At 38.6% G+C, this 21,055-nt stretch carries 18 protein-coding genes; 16 read left to right on the forward strand and 2 right to left on the reverse strand.

Going from position 1 to position 21,055, the window contains the following annotated elements; genetic code table 11:
• The first annotated feature begins 1 nt into the window (after position 1).
• A complete protein-coding gene (locus BC351_RS35870; protein WP_079420139.1) occupies positions 2 to 751 on the forward strand; it encodes a stalk domain-containing protein in 750 nt (249 codons plus the stop codon).
• 48 nt (positions 752 to 799) lie between these two features.
• Here the strand turns inward: BC351_RS35870 and BC351_RS35875 are convergent, their stop codons facing one another.
• Positions 800 to 1,915: a hypothetical protein gene (locus BC351_RS35875; protein ID WP_079420141.1), complete on the reverse strand. Its 1,116-nt coding sequence runs from the start codon at positions 1,913 to 1,915 to the stop codon at positions 800 to 802.
• Between the two features lie 166 nt (positions 1,916 to 2,081).
• On the opposite strand from BC351_RS35875, the gene BC351_RS35880 reads away from it, so the two are divergent.
• Both BC351_RS35880 and BC351_RS35885 read left to right on the forward strand, forming a co-directional pair.
• Positions 2,082 to 2,915, forward strand: a complete 834-nt coding sequence (locus BC351_RS35880) for an alpha/beta hydrolase family protein (RefSeq protein WP_244209289.1) — start codon at positions 2,082 to 2,084, stop codon at positions 2,913 to 2,915.
• 30 nt (positions 2,916 to 2,945) lie between these two features.
• Positions 2,946 to 3,455 carry a metallophosphoesterase gene (locus BC351_RS35885; protein ID WP_079420143.1) on the forward strand — a complete coding sequence of 170 codons (510 nt, stop codon included), beginning with the start codon at positions 2,946 to 2,948 and terminating at the stop codon, positions 3,453 to 3,455.
• A gap of 6 nt (positions 3,456 to 3,461) precedes the next feature.
• On the opposite strand, the gene BC351_RS35890 is transcribed toward BC351_RS35885, so the two are convergent.
• On the reverse strand, positions 3,462 to 3,707 hold the full coding sequence (locus BC351_RS35890; RefSeq protein ID WP_079420145.1) for a hypothetical protein: 246 nt from the start codon (positions 3,705 to 3,707) through the stop codon (positions 3,462 to 3,464).
• A gap of 189 nt (positions 3,708 to 3,896) precedes the next feature.
• On the opposite strand from BC351_RS35890, the gene BC351_RS35895 reads away from it, so the two are divergent.
• From BC351_RS35895 to BC351_RS35945, 13 genes are all read left to right on the forward strand, one after another.
• Complete coding sequence (locus BC351_RS35895; RefSeq protein WP_079420147.1) at positions 3,897 to 6,680, forward strand: hypothetical protein; 2,784 nt, start codon at positions 3,897 to 3,899, stop codon at positions 6,678 to 6,680.
• Positions 6,661 to 7,419: a hypothetical protein gene (locus BC351_RS35900; protein WP_079420149.1), complete on the forward strand. Its 759-nt coding sequence runs from the start codon at positions 6,661 to 6,663 to the stop codon at positions 7,417 to 7,419. Before BC351_RS35895 ends, BC351_RS35900 begins: the two co-directional genes overlap by 20 nt.
• Before the next feature lie 122 nt (positions 7,420 to 7,541).
• Positions 7,542 to 7,868, forward strand: coding sequence for an HU family DNA-binding protein (locus BC351_RS35905; protein WP_208629902.1), 327 nt, complete (start codon positions 7,542 to 7,544; stop codon positions 7,866 to 7,868).
• A gap of 209 nt (positions 7,869 to 8,077) precedes the next feature.
• A complete protein-coding gene (locus tag BC351_RS42560; RefSeq protein WP_158082346.1) occupies positions 8,078 to 8,248 on the forward strand; it encodes a hypothetical protein in 171 nt (56 codons plus the stop codon).
• 211 nt (positions 8,249 to 8,459) lie between these two features.
• Positions 8,460 to 9,182, forward strand: coding sequence for a hypothetical protein (locus BC351_RS35910; protein ID WP_079420151.1), 723 nt, complete (start codon positions 8,460 to 8,462; stop codon positions 9,180 to 9,182).
• Positions 9,183 to 9,224: 42 nt separating this feature from the next.
• Complete coding sequence (locus tag BC351_RS35915) at positions 9,225 to 10,001, forward strand: hypothetical protein (protein ID WP_079420153.1); 777 nt, start codon at positions 9,225 to 9,227, stop codon at positions 9,999 to 10,001.
• A 68-nt stretch (positions 10,002 to 10,069) separates the two neighbouring features.
• A complete protein-coding gene (locus tag BC351_RS35920; RefSeq protein ID WP_079420155.1) occupies positions 10,070 to 10,510 on the forward strand; it encodes a hypothetical protein in 441 nt (146 codons plus the stop codon).
• A gap of 14 nt (positions 10,511 to 10,524) precedes the next feature.
• A complete protein-coding gene (locus BC351_RS42565) occupies positions 10,525 to 10,671 on the forward strand; it encodes a hypothetical protein (protein WP_158082347.1) in 147 nt (48 codons plus the stop codon).
• A 44-nt stretch (positions 10,672 to 10,715) separates the two neighbouring features.
• Positions 10,716 to 15,344 carry a coiled-coil domain-containing protein gene (locus tag BC351_RS35925; protein WP_144028637.1) on the forward strand — a complete coding sequence of 1,543 codons (4,629 nt, stop codon included), beginning with the start codon at positions 10,716 to 10,718 and terminating at the stop codon, positions 15,342 to 15,344.
• Between the two features lie 3 nt (positions 15,345 to 15,347).
• Complete coding sequence (locus BC351_RS35930; protein ID WP_079420159.1) at positions 15,348 to 15,932, forward strand: phage tail domain-containing protein; 585 nt, start codon at positions 15,348 to 15,350, stop codon at positions 15,930 to 15,932.
• A gap of 14 nt (positions 15,933 to 15,946) precedes the next feature.
• Positions 15,947 to 16,585 (forward strand): hypothetical protein, encoded by a 639-nt coding sequence (locus BC351_RS35935; protein ID WP_144028638.1) that lies wholly within the window; start codon positions 15,947 to 15,949, stop codon positions 16,583 to 16,585.
• A gap of 1 nt (position 16,586) precedes the next feature.
• On the forward strand, positions 16,587 to 17,240 hold the full coding sequence (locus BC351_RS35940) for a hypothetical protein (RefSeq protein ID WP_244209290.1): 654 nt from the start codon (positions 16,587 to 16,589) through the stop codon (positions 17,238 to 17,240).
• A gap of 14 nt (positions 17,241 to 17,254) precedes the next feature.
• Positions 17,255 to 21,055, forward strand: a complete 3,801-nt coding sequence (locus BC351_RS35945) for a phage tail protein (RefSeq protein WP_079420163.1) — start codon at positions 17,255 to 17,257, stop codon at positions 21,053 to 21,055.

The following is a 21,055-nucleotide window of genomic DNA, read 5'->3' on the forward strand; positions in this document are numbered from 1 at the left end:
GATGATGAAAAAAACTGTAATTGCCGTTGTTCTTAGTATTGGGTTGTTCGCAGCAGGTATATGGCCAGTTTCCGCCCAAGAACATGATATGAGTATGGCAGCAGATATGAGCCTGAAGGCAGGAACTACGCAGCAAGTGAAGTCCGATATGAAACTTACTTTGAATGGGAAACCGCTTCAGCTAGACGAGGCTTACTTGATTGATAATTCCTTATTCGTGCCTTATCGCGCTTTTGCCGAAGGAATTGGATCCGAAGTGGGTTATGATGCGGCTGCTCAAACGGTCACCGTAAAAAAAGATAATAAAACCGTCAAACTGACGATCGGTTCATCCGATGCCGATGTCGATGGCTCCATTCATACGATGATTGGACCGGCGCAGCTCATTAACAGCTCAACTTACGTACACTCGCGTTTTCTGGCAGAGGTTTTCGGGATTAAAGTGGTCTATGATGAGGCTGCACGAACGGTTAATCTTGTTTCCGGGCAAAAAGCAGCTAACACGTATTACGTGAATATCGAAGGATTTGCCTTCAAAGATGGCGATATTACGGTAGAAGCAGGCTCGACAGTTGTTTTTACGAATAAGGACAAAGTGAAGCATAATGCTGTTGCTGATAATGGCAGCTTCCAAACCAATCTGTTAGCAACCGGGGAGTCGGAAAGCATCACATTAACTACGCCGGGAGAGTATACGTATTTCTGTGAGCCTCATAAGAACTTTATGAAAGGCAAGATCACGGTGAAGTGAAAAATAGACGGCCTGCCCCACGCTAAGCGAAGTGGGGCAGGCCGTTTCTCATTGCATGACCGCGCTGCGAATGTACCAGCGTGTATCTAACGAGGCTCTTTCGAGACGAAAGAGCACGCGCCTGTTCACGACCGCGGAGGCGCCTTCTGGCGTAGCTGTGACGCTGACCGCGGTCTCCAGCTGCAGGAGCTGGGACACGTCCTGCTCCGGGAACTTGGACAAGCGGCGCATGCTGCGCACGTGCACCGCTTGTTCTGTTCCTGTGGTGGCCTGCAGAAGCTGAAGGTCACCTTGGTTCGCCGCGCTGATCCACACGTCGATCAGCGCCCAGGGCGAAAGCTTGCTGATGTAGGGGATCAGCAAGCCGGCAGCCCGGTGCACCATGACTTGGTGCGCCGGATCTACGGAGCGGGAGCCGTGTGTCACGCTCCCGAGGAAGTGAATGCAGAAATGACCGTTGAAGTCATTTCCGGGAATACCGTCTCCGCCATGCGGCATGCCATGCATGGAGCCGGCCAGCGTGCGGCCGTTCAGCTTCACGAGGACCGCTCGGCGGTCCCAGCTCCAGGCGCCGCCGTAGATAGCTTTGAGCGTCGCGGAGTCTTCTTTGGTCAGTGGCTGCACATCCGCATGACTGGAGCCCGCTCGGCGCTGCCCTTCGAAGCTGAGCCCGCTCTGCACGTCTACAATCGTGAACTTGCTATATTTGGGGAGGACTAGGCTTGCTTCCTCCCAAGGAAGCATCTCGCCATAATGTTTGGCTCTTACCGCTTGCACTTGCGCGCTCAGCGAGGTCTGGACATTGTGAGGAAGCGTAAGAATTGATTTGGAAACAAGCTCGACGACTTCTCCATCGGTGGTGACCCCAAAGCTGTACGTTCGGCCATTGTCTTCAAAGAAAAGTGTCGTATCAGGAAGGAGCGCTTCTTCATAAGAGAGGTCTGAGCGAGATTGCCCTTCTTTCAGCACTTTGCCTAACTTCTTATCGGTAAAAACAACTTCCGTCCGATAAGCAGAACTGGCAGTCGCTTGGACGACAAGGCGGAATGCACTCGCATTCGCTGCAGCCTGATCCATAGGCAGCATAAAGCCTATTAACAGCAAAAACAACAACAGCGTGCAGATCAGCTTTGGGAGCAAGCTGGTTGCTCGGTTGTAACCCATAAATGAGCTTCCTCCTGAGGTAGATTTTGTTAGTTCAGCATAGTCAGTTTTTACATAAAGAGATGAAATTATTATTAACATTCTGTTTTAGGCTGCCTGTCAGAGATTATGTTAAACTAGCAGTAATAACAATGATTAAAGCACAATCGGAAAGGAAGGGATCTATGTGAAGCTGAACGCTGGCAAACCATTTGAACTTAAATTGGAAGAAGATCGCATTGTACGAGGAGATTACATGGAAGCGAATATACAGCCTTCTCGAGGGCGGCTCATCATTTGCCATGGCTACAAAGGCTTCAAAGATTGGGGGATGTTCCCGCATGTCGCTCAAGGCTTGGCTAACGAGGTAGATGTGATTTCCATTAATTTCTCACACAACGGCGTCGGGGCAGATTTACTTGAGTTTACAGAGCTTGAGAAGTTTGCCAAAGATACCTATTCCAAAGACCTGGAGGACTTAGCGGCAATTATCCAATATAGCCAGCGTCAAGATGATACCAGCGTAGAGAAGCCCGTTTTTCTTTTGGGTCACAGCCGAGGTGCGGCAGTTTGTCTGATTTATGCACTGGAGCATCCAGAGCAAATCTCCGGCGTCCTGAGCTGGAATGGCACTGCGAATGTTGATTTATGGACAGAGGAAAATAAGGCGGAAATGCGGGCAAAGGGTCGAACCTATACATTGAATGGACGTACGAAGCAAAACATGCCGCTAGATCTTGAAATCCTAGAAGATATGGAACGCAATGTTGAGCGATTTGACATTGTGGGTCGTATTAGCGAAGCTGCTTGTCCAATCACGTTGATTCAAGGAACCGAAGATGGAGAGCGAGGCATCCAAGGATCAAAGCGATTAATCGAGCAAAATCCCGCTATTAAGTGGATTCGTATCCCTGAGGGCAATCATACCTTTGGCTCTGTTCACCCGTTTAAAGGAGAATCACAGCCGCTGAGAAAAGCGATTGAAGCATCGCTCCAGACAATTCATGACATGTTGGAGTAACGCTATATTCGAAGAGGAGGCGGACCCTGCATGTCCCAAACCTATTTTATTTCCGACCATCACTTTGGTCATAAATCCATTATTGATTTCGAAGATCGTCCCTTCGCGGATGCAGATGAAATGAACGCAGCCATGATTGCCAAATGGAATGCGGTCGTGACGAAAGACGATACCGTCTTTCATCTTGGCGACTTTTCCTTTCTTAACAAAGAGAAGACTGAGGCTATCGTTTCTCAGCTGAACGGCTACAAGATTCTCATTCTGGGCAACCACGACCGAGGACGTTCGAGAACTTGGTGGCTCGACGCCGGCTTTGATGAAGTAAGCGAGTATCCTATCATTTATAAAAACTTTTTCTTCCTGTCCCATGAGCCGATGTATATGAACAAACAGATGCCATACGTCAACGTCCATGGCCATATTCACGGCCAGAAATACGAGGGGCATCATTATTATAATGTCAGTGTGGAACAGTTGGATTATACGCCGGTTTCTTTTGAGCAGATTCGTGATTCGGTTGTGGTGAGTGAGGAGCAGTAGATAGTGTTAATTGGACCGCAGCGTAGTTTGCTGCGGTTTTGTTATTTTCTTTGTAAGTTCTATAAAATGGGCAATGAATTCGGCGTTTCCGCTGGAGTGAAGTTCACTCTCGTCATTAAAGCCATACAGTTTGCAAAGCACTAGGACGGCTTCTTCTTTTTGAACTTGAGTAGGCTCAGCATGTTGGCTTAACTCAAAAAAGCGTTGAAGGGATGCGAAAGCTGAGAAATGGGTGGATGTTGAATTGTGCATGGGATAGACCTCCTTTGTGATATAATGGGGAACTAATGTTCTGTTTTCTTGTACAAAGTATAACTCCGTTGCGATGTTTTGTAAATATAAACAAAATGTTTTGATTTACAAAACATCAGAATAGTTTTATTATATGGTTCATGAAATGCAAGAGATGAAAGATGAATCTTAATTTGGAGGGGAAGCTGCATGCTGGCTCAACGCAAGTCTTTAAGATATATGTATAAAATTAACAGCACACTTCTAAAAAAATATGACTGGAATCTTATTTTGGATCCAGATTCCGCAAGAAAAATAGGGTCAGTCGTCTCGTTAGCCAATAGTCAGGCTATCGAATTCATAGATGAGATTGTCAAAAGCGGCTTCTCTGAAGAGAAAGTGGATGAAATTAAACAGCAAATCAAGTTGATCAAAAAGAAAAAAACAACGAAGAGTCATGTAGAGAAATTAGGACGGCTTTATTGTGAACTGGATGAACTACTATTTATGAATGATTACTTATGTATACAGTTTGATAAAAAAACAGATTTTGATCAAGCCAATAAAGGTTTTTATTTCAATAATATCCGATTTACAAGGTTATATGGGACAAACGGTGGAGTGAAGAACGAAACAATCGTTTATGTCAGTGATAAGGTTGGAGCGGAATTACGCAAAAGGATTGACAATGGCCGCGATGTAAATAAAGAAATAGTGCCAGCCAAACTTGAATCTTATAAGTCACTGATTAGCAGTGCAAGTGTAAAAGTAACCGAGCCTGATGAAATGGGGGTACTCGTGGTTCGCGATTTCGTGCATGAGATTGATGCTGAGGTTATTAGGCTGAAAGATCATACAGATCAGCCGCCGAGTTTGGAAGAAGTATATACCAAGGTGCAAGTTAATGCTTCGGATGGGTTTGGTTTAATCTCTCCTGAGTTTGCTGCTAGATGGGCTGCAGATTTAGGACTAGATTATATTCCAAGCGGATTTATTGTTCGGAATTCGTTTTGTAAAGGAACTTTGTTTACTTTTGATTTTGTGCTATGGGCAAAGCAGAAAGCCCAAACCGAAACGGTGAAGGATGTATGGTCGCAGTTACAAGATATATCTAAAGTCCAAATTATTTTAACAGCGGGCATGTTGAAGCTCTGGAGCAGCTATGCCAATATTGGCCATTATCGAGCTTGCTGCAAAGAAAACGGCTATTCTTATCGTGTAACCAAAACGACGCCTAAAAAATTGGAACAAGAACGTAATTTGAACTACCAATTCATCCAGTCTTTACACTTGAACGAGGCTGATTTAGATCAGCTTCTTATGCCGACTGTAGATGAAATTAAAGACGTCATGGGAAGGGACTGGCGTAAGAGTATTCTATATCTAAAAGGGAATCATGTGGGTGATAAAAACATCGAGATGCTAACCTACGATTATGCCCAAGCACTGATGATTGATCCTCAGATGATCAATGACCCTTTTGTAAAAAGAAAGATTAGAGAAATGATTGATCAAAGAATTAATAGCGCCAAAATAGGAGAACTGAAAGTAAAGGGGAATTACAGCATCCTCTCAGGGGATCCAGTAGCATTATTGGAGCACATGTTTCAATTCAAAGAAGTGAGAGGATTATTAGGAGCCGGTGAATTCTATTCCCGATATTGGTTGGATCAAGGCATCCATCAAGTGGCAGCATTCAGAGCACCTATGACCTGTCACAATAACATTCGAATCTTTAGATTCGTCGAAAATGAGGAAATTAACAAGTGGTATACATATCTAAGCGGCGTTACGATAATTAATGCGTGGGATACAACGACACAGGCACTTAATGGATGTGATTTCGACGGTGATCAAATTATGACAACATCGAATGAGATTATTTTGTCCGGAATTAATGAATCCAAGGCACTTATTTGTGAACAAAAGAATGCCAATGCTGTTATTCCTGCCGAGCAAGATTTTGTTATAGCGAACAAAAACAGTTTTGGCAATGAAATTGGTCAAATTACGAATAGCGCTACCAGTATGTATGACAAGTTGGCTGAATTTAAACCTGAGAGTTTAGAATATAAAACCCTTTTGGAAAGAATTATGAGCTGTCAGCATTATCAGCAAAACGCGATTGATAAAGCAAAAGGAATTGAGTTTCATCCAATGCCTTCTGTTTGGTTTAACTACAAGTCCAATCTAGAGCTAGATAAAGATACGAAGGAAGTTTTGAATGTTAACGAGTTTAATATTCGTATTTTGGCGAACAAAAAACCGTATTTTATGATTTACCGATATGAGCACTTAAACAATGATTATAAAAAGTTTTTATCCAATACCAATCAAAATTCATTTAACCGTTTTGGCTGCAGCGTAGCGGAATTAATAGAAAAGGAAAGCAAGACGGACGAAGAAACACAGTTTATACAATCGTATTTTAACCAGATGCCGGTCTCTAGGGGGAATTCAGTAGTTAATCAGCTTTGTTGGAAAATTGAAGAGCATTTTGCAGCAAGGAAAAGCAAACAGAAAAGCGAAGCATTTGACTATTCCATCCTCATGTCTCCGGATCGAACGTATAGTAAAAGTACATTTAAGAAAATAAAAGATTTGTATGATGAATATAAATACATGACTCAAGCCTATATGCTGGGCAAAAAAGTAACGATTTCTAATCGTGCAGCAGAAGATACTTATTCCGATCAACGTCGTTTGTTCACTGAAAGATTTAAAGTTATAGCTTCGCAAATGTGCAGTAATGAGGAGGAGTTGTGCGATATTATTGTTACTTTATGTTATACCAATGATCAGTCCAAACAGTTTGCTTGGGATATTGTTGGAGAAAAAATGATTAATAACTTATTGAAAAGGAATGATTTTGTTATTTCATATCCTGAACTGGATGCTGCTGGCGATATTGAATTCAGCGGAAATAGGTTTTCAATGAAAAAGAAACAAATCGGACTACATGAGGAGTGGGTACATGAATATTTTGCTAAGTGAAAAAAAACTGCTTCATCAGATACTAGTTGAGGATTACTGGGGTCCAAATAAGCATGATCTGATTAGAGTTTTAGTTAAACATTTCTATGGGGAGGGGTTAAAGCGGAAGAGCGTCAAGGAAGAAGTAGAGAACGTTATTATACAAAAAATGGATACCTATAATCCTCTAGTTTGGGATGCGATCTTAAATAAATATTTGAAAAGGTTAGAAAAGGCGGATCATAGACTATATTCGGTAGATGAAATTATCATCACACAAGATGAACTGGCATCTATCAGGGCAATTGAACACGAAGAATATGAGAAGGTTGCTTTTGCTCTTCTGGTGCATGCGAAAATCCAAAATAGTATTAATCCGGATAACCACAATTGGATGAACAGCAAAACAACTGACATCATAAGAGACTCGAAGCTTAACCTGAAGGCACAGGAGAAGAAGCTGATTTTCCATGTATTAATGAAACGAGGATTAATTGAGAGCTCAAAATCGATGACAAATACCAACTTCAAAGTTCTTTTTATTCATAATGAATCTGAGAAGGGAGTTGTAATTAAGGATTTCAGAAATTATGTTTACGAGTATATAAGAGCGAAGGGGGGGACAAATATAATGGAATGCCAGCAGTGCGAGCTGCTCATCATCAAAAATAAAAACATTCAAAAATATTGCACCGATTGCGCGCGGGTGATTAAGAGAGAGAAGAATCGATTATGGAAACAAGAAAAATGGGTTCAGTAGGAAAATGAAAATAATTAATAATTTATTACTATAAAGTAAAATATTGTACTATTTGTTAATTTCTAATGTGATAAAGAAGACGGAGCATAAAATTAAAAAACTTTAACCAGGCAGGTGGTCTTTTGAATAAACAAGGTTTAGTCAGTGAAGTGGTTATGAAAACAAAAGTGACAAAAAAAGTTGCTTCAATTATTGTCGATGCTGTTCTTGATACGATTTCTGAATCGTTGCAAGCCGGTGAAAAAGTCCAACTGCTTCATTTCGGCACATTTGATACCTATGTAAGATCGGCGAGAAAAGGAATTAATCCAATGCTGCTTACCCAATTACTGAATCAAGGATTGGATGCTGAATCAGCAAAAGTAAGAGCCATCGTCTCTATACCTGAAGTAAGGGTAGCTGATTTTAAGGCAGCAGAAAAGCTGAAAGAAGTGTTGAAGGTTATCTGAGCAAGGTGCTTTACATGAATGAAGACTACTCATTGTTGAGTGGTCTTTTTTTATTTAATTACTCGAATATCGACAAGTAGGAAAATGAAAAAAGTCAAAAATATCATATAAATAATGGAATATATGTAAATTAATATAATCTTCTAATGTGATAGATAAATATATCCCAGAACATGAAAGGAATCAGTCTTTTTGATTTTGGTGGAATCATGCTTAAATATACAGTTGATCCTATTGGTATTGTACAAATTATCGAGTATGAGATAGGGAATCCAAGAATGGTAGTTGAGGATAACAGCAATGATTGTGATGACGTACTGACGCGCAAATCTCAATTACTTGAAACTGAATGTTTCTATATAAACAAAAAAGAAGGATGAGGAGAGTATCCGTGTTCTCCTGGATCGTATTTCAATAAAACTTACGCTTTAAGCACATCTATTCAATCGGATAGGTGGATTTAAAGCGTAAGTTTTCGTATGTGAAGCCGTATGTAATGTCCCCTCTTCCAACTTTAAGCAGCTATACATACGAAACTTAGGCATGCAAAGGAAGACGCAGGAAAGACTGAGGTGAGGAGATTGAATTTCATTGAAGATTGAAGATGACATAAAGCTGGAAGCATTAGCTAATTTGCCTACATCAGTTGGGCCGCTGCTTGTTTCACCGTTGACCTTGAAAGAAATCATTCAGTATGGGTACAGCAAATATAGTCAAGTCGTACAAGTTGCTTTGCTTACCAAAGAACAGCTCATTAAACCGGAGTATTTATCGCAGCTTTCTCCGCAGTTAAGTGTAGCTGAGATTATCTTTGAATTGTTTGAAGATGATTTATCATCATATCTTGTTGACGCGCTTAGATTGTTTCTAAAAGCGGATGTAGTTCATTACAAAAATAACGCATTATACATTGATGGGTTAGAGGTAAGCAGCGAGGACTTTAATGAGATTATTAGAATCATAAAAATTCAAAACTGCCTGGTGACCCCAAATGATGAAAAGTTTAATCCTTTGAATGAGCATGCAGCGAGAATTAAAAAAAAGATGCTTGAAAGTAAAAGGAAAATTCAGGAGTTAGGTCACGACAATATCAATGATCAATCATTATCGATATTTGACTTAATTTCAATTTTGTCTTCTCATGCAAACGGGATAACGATTTTTAATGTTTTTGATTTAAACATGCTTCAATTTAATGATCAATTCAGTCGTATGAAGCTTTTGGATGAATATGAAGTCAATATTCAGGCTCTTCTACATGGGGCAGATGCGAAACAAATTCAATTGAAACATTGGATTTCCAAACTAATGTAGGTCAATTACCTGCAAAAACATAATTAATAGGAGGAATTTACTATGCAATACGGATCACGTGAAATTTGTAATGTTGTTATTAAAGACTTTAAAACCAAGGAGCCAGTGGCTTACCTTGAATCTCTTACAACGTCGGATATCGAAGTAAAAGGAACAACGGTTTGGGCCAAAGGCGGAAGAGGCGCCGCTAAGCGGATTGGTTGGGATTCTGATAAAGAGATTACACAAAAAATGGAATCTGCTTTGATCACGAAGGAGTCCTTTGGTGTACTGACAGGCAGCGCATTTACGGCAACGGCCAAACCTGTACATAAAAAGGAAGCAATTCTGGTTACTAGTGACGCTTCGGATAAAGTTGTCATTTTGTCATCGAAACCAACAGCTGTTGCCGGCTATTTGACACTGTTTTATAAAACAGAAGACGGCTCAAGCCTTGGCGAAAAGCTGACTGCTACGGTTACTACGACCGGAACAGGGGCTGCTGCTGTCACGAAAGCCAAATTTGCAGGAGCCATTCCGGCGGTAGGAGATTTGGTCATTGTGGATTATTATGTTGATGCTCCGGCTAAATCTCAAACGATTTCAATCGATGCGGATAAGTTCCCAGGAACTTATTTTCTGGAAGCCGAAACACTTTGGAGAAATGAGGATGGTGTAGATGTACCTGCCTTGTATACCATTCCTAAGATGAAAATTTCTCCGAATTTCACGATTTCGATGGGAATGTCCGGCGAACCTAAGCCGTTCAGTTTCCAAGCTGAAATTCTAAAGGATAACAAATCACAATCGATGGTTATTATTGATTTGTTGGAAGAATAGCAACTGCAAACAGGAGACTTAGGTCTCCTGTCTTTTATTAAATTTAGTAACGGGAGGGGACACATTTCGTGGCAAAGAAACTAACACTTACGGCTATGAAGAAAGATCATACCAAAATCTTTAATGAAAAAACAAAGATCACCTTATCCAATGGCGATTACTTACATATTTATAAGGAATTTAAGACGACATCTATTCAGAAATTAGTCGTTGATTATATGGAGATTATCGAAGAGTTGAAAAAGAGACAAATCGGTTTTAAAACTTTTAAAGATATGACGTTTGTTTACTACATGTTATTACTCAAACATTTTACAGACTTAAACAATATCCCAACTGACATCGAAAAAATGATTATTATTTGTGAGGAACTCATCAATTTGGATTTACTTGAGCAAATTATGCAAGCCTTCCCCGAGGATCAATTGAAAAAAATTAAAAAGCTGCTCGATAAAGCAAATGAGAATAGTGAGCTTCTAGGAAAACACTTAAATGACCCAATGACATAAAAGGAGGAAATACAATGTCTAAATATGAAATGGATGAAACAACCCTAAAAAATTTAACCATCTTTCTTGGAAGAGTGAATCTTACGGGTGCAGAGGTCGGAGAATTCAATAAAATCATTCAAGCATTATCCAATCCGATTCCAGAAAACATCGAAAAGTAAATTTCTTATTCGAACATTCTACATCAGTTGAATGGTGTAGGAGATTGGACGAAGAAATAGAAAACAAAGGAGTGAAGCCTATAATGGCAGGGGAAAATCTCAATATTCTGCTTCAAGCAATTTTAAATAAACCAGCGTCTCTAACTGAACTTAACAAAGCTATCAAAGAGTTGGAAAATGATCCGAGATTACAAAAGATTAAAATCAAAATGGATATGAACACGAAAATCCTTGATATGTTAACTACTTATAATAGAACAATTAATCAGATTACACAGTCCATTCAAGCTCAGAACTATGTAGTAAATAACCATACGAATACGCTTAGTAGACAGACCCAGGCATTGAAGGATGCAACGGAGGCTCAGAAGCAATTTGTTGCCGAGAAGCAGAAGAAGGTGGGTGTTTCGGATGCTGCGAAGACAGTTGGCGCTGTTACTCCAGATAAAAGTAACTTCATCGAATCATCGAAATCAGTGAAAGAAATAGTTGATTATGTCGTGGCAATTTCTTCTGTTGGTGATGCTTTTAAAAAGTTGAAGGTTGCTGGTGATTGGTTTTTAAATTTTGTCGGAGTCTCAGCTACTAGAATTAGTCAGTTAAGTGCAAAAATAGTGAGCTTTATGACATCTTTAGGATACTCAGCAGCAGCTGCGAATGTTTTTGCAGCCTCACTTATTACTCTTGCTACAACGTTGCTTCCGTTAGCGATTATAACAGGTGTCACTTTTGCCATATCTAAATTTGTTGAAGTCATCCAAAAGAAAAAGGCCGAAGAAAAAGCACTTGCTGACCAGCAAAGTGTTATTGCTAATAGTTGGTACACACAGCAAGATAATATTAAATTACTTGTTGCTGAATATAATAATTTAAATTCAATTAAGAATAGAACTCAGACACAAGATGAGCGGTATCTAGAAATTTCAAATCAATTGGCCTCTCTTTTGCCGAATCTTGCGGCTTCCGTAGACCAAAAAGGACAAGCTCATCTTAAAAATGCTAAAGCGATTGAACAAGAACTTGCTTATGCTGGAAAATTGTCAGCTTTAGAGAGCGGTAAAAAAATTGCTAATTCTGAAAATAATGTTAAAGAGATTATTGACAGCAGAAAAAAAGTGCAGAATGAAATCGATGGAATAGATTCTAAATTAACTCTTGGCTTTACTATTGTTGGAACAACAGCGATCAAAATACCTGAGTCTGAATTGATTACTTTACAGATGAGAAAGCTTGGACTAGAGCAACAGTTAACCGGTATGACTGGTAAACTAAAAGATGAAATAACCTCTACTACTGCTTTAATGTCTGGGATGAAACCAAATACTGCTGGTATTGAATCTTATAAAAATATTATTGATAACTTAGATTTGGATAAAATTGAACCTAAAGATGCTTCCAAAAAAATCTTTGATATTGGGAATGCGCTTAAGAATCTCCAAACAATTCAAAGTGTTAAAAAGACACCTGAATCAGAAAAGGCTTACTCAATTGCTTTGGGTGTATTGAGAAGTAATTTAAAACTAACTGATCAAGAGTTACAAGATTTCATTAAAACGATGAATAGCTCCAGTCCCTCAAGTGACAAAGCGTCAAATGATACAGTTAAGTTTGCTGACAGGTTAAGTAAATTAAAATCATATGCGGAAGATTCAAATGGTTCTTTCTCTTCTTTAGCATCCGCTTATCAAAAGCTTCAGCAAGGGGAACAACTGTCTACCCAAGAGACATTAAAGTTGTCCAATGAGCATCCATTGTTATTGGATTATCTGGCTAAGCATAATGGACTCATTGAAGACAAGGGAGAGATTTTACAATGGGTTGCAGGTGAAGAGCGCAAAACTGCCTTAGCGGAAGCCATAAGTTTAAATACTAGTGCTACAAACACCTATAATGCTTTGGAAACAAAACGTAAATTATATAAAAACTTCTACGAGGGAATCAATCCAGTTAACCCTCTAATCCAAGACGCAAATTTTATCAAAAAGTATGGTAAAAAGGAAATTCCAGAAGAAAATAATCCAGCGAAATTTAGTCCAATAACTTCAGCAGAACTTAAAGAGCAAGCTGAAGCAAAAGAGAAGATGCAACAAACAAAAATCTTAATGGATTTTCTTAGTAAACCTATTGAATTTCCTGCGAGTGCTCCTAAATCGGAAGTTTCATCCGGATCTTCAAGTTTTGAGGAATATAAAATCGATGCCTATAAAAACAGTTTGCAGGAACTCGACTTACAACTCAAAGAGTCCGAATCTATCATGTCTCGCTACACAGAAACTTCGGAGAAGTATCGTGATGAATTATCGAAACAAGTTGAAATAGCAAAAGAAAAGCTTAAATTAACATCCGAGGAAGGTTTAACTGTTCGAGCCAAAATAACAGAGCTGGAAAGTCAACTTTCAAAGACTTCAGACAAGGAAAAGAAAAATCAGATAACCCAACAATTAGATGAGACAAAAAGCAAGCTGGCAGAGCTTTCGAACTCTTGGTGGGATTACGAGGTAAATATTGAACAATCTGAAAAGAAACTGAAGGAATCGCTATTTAATTTCTCCAAAGATTGGATCAATAATGAAAAGTCTTCCATGGAGTTGCTTGGCCAGTCTGAAGTGGAAGTAGCTCAGATGGTATTCGATGCCTGGAAGCGGATGAGCGACAAGCGAGACCAATATACCATTGAAGAACAAGATGAAATCAATAATAATCTAGCTCAGGCAAAGGATGCTTTGAAAAAATCTCATCTAGGAAATTCCGAGAATTGGATGAGCGAAGAATCTGAACGTATGCGTCTTACGGGTCATACAGAGATTGAGGTTGCTCAGATGGTTCTTGATGCTCGTAAACGAATGTTAGATGAGAACTGGACGAAAGAACGCGGTATCACTGAATTGAGTAAGGCAGAACGATTGAAAGCAGAAAAAGATGTAGCTAGTGCCTCATGGGATCTTATAAGTGTGAAAATTAATAAGGCTACTCATGAAGTCAGTAATTACGATGATGCGCTGTCTGCTTCCAAAAGTAAAATGTCTATGCTTACTGTTGGTTCCGCTGACTACACAATGGAATTATCCAAGCAAGTTAGTCTTATGAGTGATAAGTTGAAGGCTGAAGAGAATCTAGAAAAGGTAATCCGTTCTTCCATGTCAGCAGTAAATTTGAGTAATGAAAACTGGCAAAATTTAAATGATCAACTTCGAAAATCCATCCTAAATCAGATCAATATTGCCCAACAACTGAGTGATCAAATGAAGACAGTTGCTGATGATGTTGTTAGTATTTACAAGGATATGTATGAGAAGCAAAAGGAAGCCGCGGCTAAAGCTACTGAGAAAGAGCTTGAAGCACTTGAAACGACTCACAAAGCTAAAATTAAAATGCTTGATGATGAGATGAACAAGTACGATGAGTTGATTAATGCTAAAATCAAAGCTTTAGATGATCAAGCCAGTAAAGATGATTATAATAAACAATTGGCAAAGCTTCAAAAAGAACGGGATGAGATTACTAATAAGATTAGCATTTCATCACTTAATGATTCTCCGGAAGCCAAAGCTAAGCGCGCTGATCTGCAAAATCAGTTGAATGCTAAAAATGAAGAAATTGATAAATTTACAACTGACCGATCTATCACACTGCAAAAAGATAATCTTCAACAACAGCTCGATGAGAAAAAGAAGCAGTCAGATGCTCAGAAAACCATTGAAGATGATGCTTATGAAAAAACTAAAATAGGAATTGAAAATCAAAAGACATTAATGGATCAGTACTATGATGATCTAATTAATAATGAAAGAGAATTTGCTAAGATACGTGAGGAAATTGCTAAAGGCAACTTTGATCGCGTTAAGAAAGACTTTGCAAGTTTTCAAACGTTTCTTACTAGCAATAGTGGGATAATCGGAACAAGCATAAGTGAAAATATCAGTGATAAGATAAGCCAAGCTTCTGGTACAATTGAGCAGTTGTCTGTGACTATGCGCGAAAAGTTTTCGGATATTGCGAACTCTATGCAGACTGGAATTATTAAAACGATTGATGATTTAATTGAAAAATTAACGAAAGCAAGTAGCATGCAGTACTCCTCATCAACTGGTAGCACTTCTCCAACCAATGGTAATTCTAATAGTGGTTCTAATGGTAATGGTTTTTACTTTCCTACGGACGACAGAGAAAAGCATATTAAAGAAATGATGAAACAGAATAGTGGTGCTTGGTCAGATGCAGATACTGATAAACGCAAAGAGTTAGAACAGTCGAATCGAAATTGGGCAGCCGAACTTGGGGATAACGTAAAATACGACAATGGAACATGGTTTAAGAATGGATTACCACTATATCATGAAGGTGGAGAAGTTGGAGTTGAAGGAACAACGCAAAAGAGTTGGGTAGAAAAAGTACTAAAGCTTAATCCGAATGAGTTGCTGTCTATCCTGAAAAAGGGAGAGGTTGTTCTCAATGATCCGATGCAGTTTATTGGTGATATCGCTAGTCGAGTTATGGGTACTTTGAAGCCGACGATCCCAACTTTTCAAATGAGCAGTTCTAATAGGGAATCTGGAGATTCAACTTATCATTTTGATTTCCATATCGATAAACTTGTTGGTGATGAAAAAGGAGGCCAAGATTTTGCAAAAGGATTTATGAAAAGTCTTAATTTGAGAGGGGTGAATACATAATTTATGCTAGAAGGCACTAATTTCTCTTTTGATGGCAAGTATTCAGTCAACTATGGATTGCTGAATTGTAAAATTGGCGGTGGTTTATTTGATGAGCAATTTGTTGCTAATAAGGATATCAAAGAGACAAGAGTCAGAGGTAAAGATAAGCCTTACCTTCAAGAGGTTGTGCGTGCTCCTCTAGAGTTTTCGTTAACTTTTGCTTTTGAAGACAATTATGATGAAAGTAAAATTCGTGAAGTTGCACGATGGTTGGATACCGATTATTACGCTCCGTTTTTTACAGATTCAAACACGGAGCGGGTATTTTATTGTATGTTAGTCTCTGATTCTAAACTTCTACACAATGGACTAAAGCAAGGTTATGTGGAACTCACTTTTCGCTGCGATGGTCCTTTTTCATACTCACGGTCTTTTGTTTCAAAAACTTATGAATGGCATGATAGTCCACTAACAATTACAAAGCAAACTTTTGCAGATGGAGTATCAGAGAATTTGATTATGGATAGTGAAAACAAGCTGATTATGAATCCAGTGAAACCAAAGTGGTCAGGCCACTCTTCAGCTATAAAATGGATTGATGTGTAGAGAAAGGGGAAGTCATGATGAACAACACGACAAATTTAAATTTAATTAAGCCGGATTTAGATACTGAGATTCACCAAACAATTGCCGATCTAGCAAGTAACTTTCAGAAAATCGATGACGTTGCTGACATATATGGTAGTGGTATGCCTATATCAGGTGATTGGCTAGTTCCTAGAATTAGATGGGAATTGTCACCTGTAGCTGGAGGTAAAATGGGATGGGTTACAATCCGATCTGGTAAGGCAGCGCGTGCTTGGTCGGCTTTAAACCCATTTGTATTAGGTGACTTAATTGTACCGACATTAAATAATGGACACTATTATCAATGCATTCAGAAAGGTATGAGTGCAGTCACAGAGCCAACGTTTCCCACTACTTCTGGAGCTATTATAGAGGATATTAAAGGTGCTTCAGTATGGCAAGTAACTAAATCATATGCTTTGAATACTATTGTGAAGCCTAGTCTAAGTAATGATCGTTATTATATATGTAAAAATTCGGGGGTAAGTGGAATTACGGAACCTACGTGGTTAACCAGTGAAGGAAGTATTACATCAGATAACGGGGTTCAGTGGACATGCCACATCATTGCAAAATGGCAAGAGATGGGTACTTCTGCCCTTTTTAAGCAATTTGGATTAATAGATATGTGAGGTGATTACTATTGCAACTTGGAATTATTTAGCCGCTTATAAAGGGTTTTACACCTCACCTGACATAGCTATTAATTTAGATGGGGATGGTGTGATTTCAAAGATTACGTGGAATGCAACAGTTCCTTTGGGAACATCCCTACAGGTGCAAACCAATGTATCATTTGATAATGGCTTCAACTGGGAGGGGTGGAAGTTTGCTATTCATGGGGGTTCTGTTCCAGATATCTACGCTAATACTCCTTTATATCAAGCTAAAATTAAATATCGGTTTATTGCTGAAACTACCCATAAAACCATTACTCCAACAATTGAGAGTATTGGTTTTTATTTTGAGCCTGTTATTACATACAACAACAAAGGTGATCTGAATGTTAAACCTGAGATATGGATTGACAAAATTGGCAATGGAGATTTCACAATTATCAATACATCCAAAGGAAATGATGAGTTTAAATTTACTAATTTGATCGATCTAGAATCTTTGTATGTGAATAGTGAACGTGAAGAAATTGAAACAAGTTTACCCAATACGTACAGGTATAAGGATTTCAATGACAACCACCTTAGCTTTCCTTATGGAGTAAACATACTTCGAATTAAAGGGAATGCAAAGATTAGATTTAAAAGTGAGTATGTAGTAAAACAAGGATGAAAGTAGGGGGTTGAATGATAGGAGAAATTGACCCAAATAAAAAACCGATAAAGCCACAACTATTTCTATCTAAGCCAGATGGGACTATTATTGCTAAACTTAGCGAGGCTTTTAATATAAAGCACAATGTTAAATTGACTTCTGTGAATGAATTATCCTTTGATTTGCCCTATGAGATATCCGTTGATCATAAAAATGTTTGGAATAAACATATTGATGTTCTTAGAGAACGATACCTCATTAAGGTCAAATTAGGAAACAAAGAAGAATGGTTTATCATCGACAAGCTAATAGATAGCATGAGTGACACTGGAGATATCAAATCTGTAGAAGCTTTTTCACTCGCATATGGATTAAAAGACAAAACACTTAGAAATCTTGTCCTGGAATCTAAAAATGCGAAAGAAGCATTAAATGCGGTATTAACGCAAACCTTGTGGACAATTGATGTTCTCGATGCTGACTATGAATTAACCTATCGTGACTTTGACTTTGCGAGTAATACTGTCTTAGATGCTGTTTATCAGATTGCAGAGACTTTTAATGCAGTAGTGTTATGGAATACCGTGAATCGAACACTTAGCTTAATAAAGCCTGAGTTTACAGGTCTAAACAGAGGCTTGAAGTTCTCATATGGGCACTACTTAAAGTCATTAAGTCGAGAACACAATGCAGATGAAATGGTAACGCAATTAGACGCTTACGGGAAAGACGGATTGTCAATTGAGCAAGTCAGCAGCACAGGACAATCCTACATTCAAGATTTCAGCTATTTTGTTTATCCATTCGATCGAGATGCACAAAAACAAGTGATTACTTCAAGTTATTATATGAGTGACAGCCTTTGTCATGCGCTACTCGATTATAACGAACTACTTGAAAGTAAACAGGGTTTGTTTAACACCTATTTGACGAGTAAAGAAGCTCTAGTAAGTACTAAATCGACGAAAGATGAAGAAATGCTCAATCTCCAGAATGACTTGAAAGAAGCGATTGATATCCGAACCCTGCAGCAATTTGATAATAACATGTGGTTTTATAAAGAGTTGTATTTGGGACTATCTAAATCTTATGTTACAGCTCTTAAATCTGCGGCTCTTTCATATGTTGTCATGTGTAAAGTATCAAGCGTAGATAACATTACAGTAAAACTTGATGGAGTTGCTAAAAGTGTTACTGCAGATCAATGGACTGTACTAGGCAAAATAAAAGGTGTTGCATCTGCAAGTGTTCAAGTAAGTGGATCTGCTTTGAATACAGAACTGTTTATTCAGATCGCGAATACGACTGAAAATGAACATACCACAGTAAACAATGAGGACATGCTGATTAATAAATACAGCGTCGATCATAAAGAGTTGCAAATTGCTGCTAAACAAGATGAAATTAACAGCGTGAAAAGCCAAATTAGTGTTGTTGATGCTAATATTCTGGAATTGAAAACCTTGCTTGCTTCAACTAATAATTTTACACCTATGCAATTAGAAGAGTTAAGTGACTATATCATTCGCCGCGAATTTGTAGATGACAAGTATATTGATCCCAAAGACTTATACAAAGCTGCTCAAGAAAAGTTTGATGAATTGCGAAAGCCACAAACGAGTATCAAAATTGATATTGTTAATTTCTTGGAGATTGTGGAAGAACAGAGAAATTGGTCTAAATTAAACTTAGGCGACGAGGTTATTATTGCTTATGAAAAAATAGGCATTAAAGTCACAGCCAAAATTACTGAAATCAATTTTGATTATGAGAGTTCCAATATTTCGCTAACAATTGCCAGTATTAAGGAAATCAATGATGCCGATAGGAAGCTTGAGAAGTTTGTGCAAAAGGGAATCCATACTGCAGTAACGATTGATTTGAATAAGAATAAATGGAGCAAGACTATCCATAGTACTGGTGAGATTAGTCAGATATTGGAGAACTTCTGGAATAAGACAACCAATGAAATTAATATGGCTAACAACGAATATGTGACTCTCGATAGAGAAGGTATTACAATTATCGATCCCAATGATCCTTCTAGATTGATTCGTCTCACACATGGAGCGATGGGTTTAAGTCGGAGCAGCGGTTTAAAATATGAAACAGCGATTACGGCTGATGGCATTATTGCTGAGCGGTTGATGGGTAAAATTCTCCTTACTGAACGAGTGGTCATTGGCGATGACGATGGGATTTGGACAACTACTGGGGCAAGCACAGAGATTGTAGATCGCTGTGGAAGATTAGCCATGAAATTAGGTTTGTATGATGCTAACCCTGATAAGTTCGGTATGATTGTTAATCGATATGCCTCAACTGCATGTAATGACACCATCGTTACTAACCGAGTCCGGATAGATAGTGAAGAAGGTTACGTCATTGAGACTAAAAAAGGATCGGAATTTGAGAAAGTTGCTTGGCTTGACTCAAATGGGCTTCTAAACATTAAGAAACTTCAAATTGATCATGCCGTTGGGAAATTAAACAACGATATTCAACTTGATAACGAAGGCCTCATTTTCACTCGATCTGATAAAGGCTATCGGACGATCATGGATGCTATTCGAGGTTTTGTCATTCAGAAGAATAATGGAACATCAGAAGTTCCGTATTGGATGGATAAGCTTTTTACGAATGCGAACGGAGATTTGACGTTAAAAGGCCATTTCCAAGCTGGTGAAGGAGAACGAGTATTTACCATTGATGACTCTGGTTTGGCGCTAGGTAGTTCGGTATGGGGAACAGCTCCATTAAGAGCAGATTATTTGGGTAAAGTGTGGATGAACAAGCTGTTCGCGGAAACTGCCGAGATTAAGAACTCATGGTTTAGAGATGGGCATATCGTTGGATCTGATCTTACTATTGGTAGCGGTAATAACGTGCTAAAAATGTTTCCAACGATCGGATTATGGCTAGGGCACGATCAATACGAACTTTCACCATTTCATGTTAATCTTCAAGGTGAAGCTACAATGTCCAAATTAACCATCAAAAACGGGGCAGGAAAGCCTCTCCTGGAAACCACAAATAGTACTTTATACCTCAATAACATGAACATTGAAGGTGTTAACAAGCTGACTGCAGAGCAGATTGCAACACATAATATCACCGCTGAGGATGGGTATATTGCTAACCTCAAAGTGAATTCTTTAGTAACCTTGGAAAATGATGCTGATAAAAATCAATATGTTGATTACATTAAAATTAATGGTAAGACAACTCAGTTTATTACAGCAAAAGTGGTGAAAAAGGAACAAGCAAAAGATTCCTTAAACAATCTATTATGGTGGACTGATTCAACTAGACAATTGTTAACTATTGCAAATCTAGGTAAATCATTAATTGCATATTCTTATGGATTTGAAGGCGAAGGACAAGACATTAACATTAAACGAGAGACTAGTTTTAGTGGTAATGGGCAAAATTCTATTATTGTAGATAACTTTGGTGCAGGTGATGGTCAACACAAAAGAGCTGATGGTTACCAATCTGGGAAAGGGCATATTGAGAAGCGAAATGGAAGTATGGAGTTTAAGTACTTCACTTCTAATATTGCGGATGAGAGAAGTATTAAATTTGTTGACGATAAAATCAGTCTTTATGCTGAAAAATCACTAATCAAGGCTTTCGCGAAAGACTTCAATCTTCACGCGGAGGGTGGGAATCTCACTATTGAACATAGCAGTGGTTCAAAACTGATATTTGATTCGAATGGAGAAGTTACAATAAAATCTGCGGCAGATATGAATATTAACTCTGAAGCAAATATGAAATTCAATGCGGTTGGGAATATCCAAATGACTGCTGCTAGAATTGATTTGAATTAA

The organism is Paenibacillus ferrarius (assembly GCF_002027705.1).
GTDB lineage: Bacteria > Bacillota > Bacilli > Paenibacillales > NBRC-103111 > Paenibacillus_E > Paenibacillus_E ferrarius.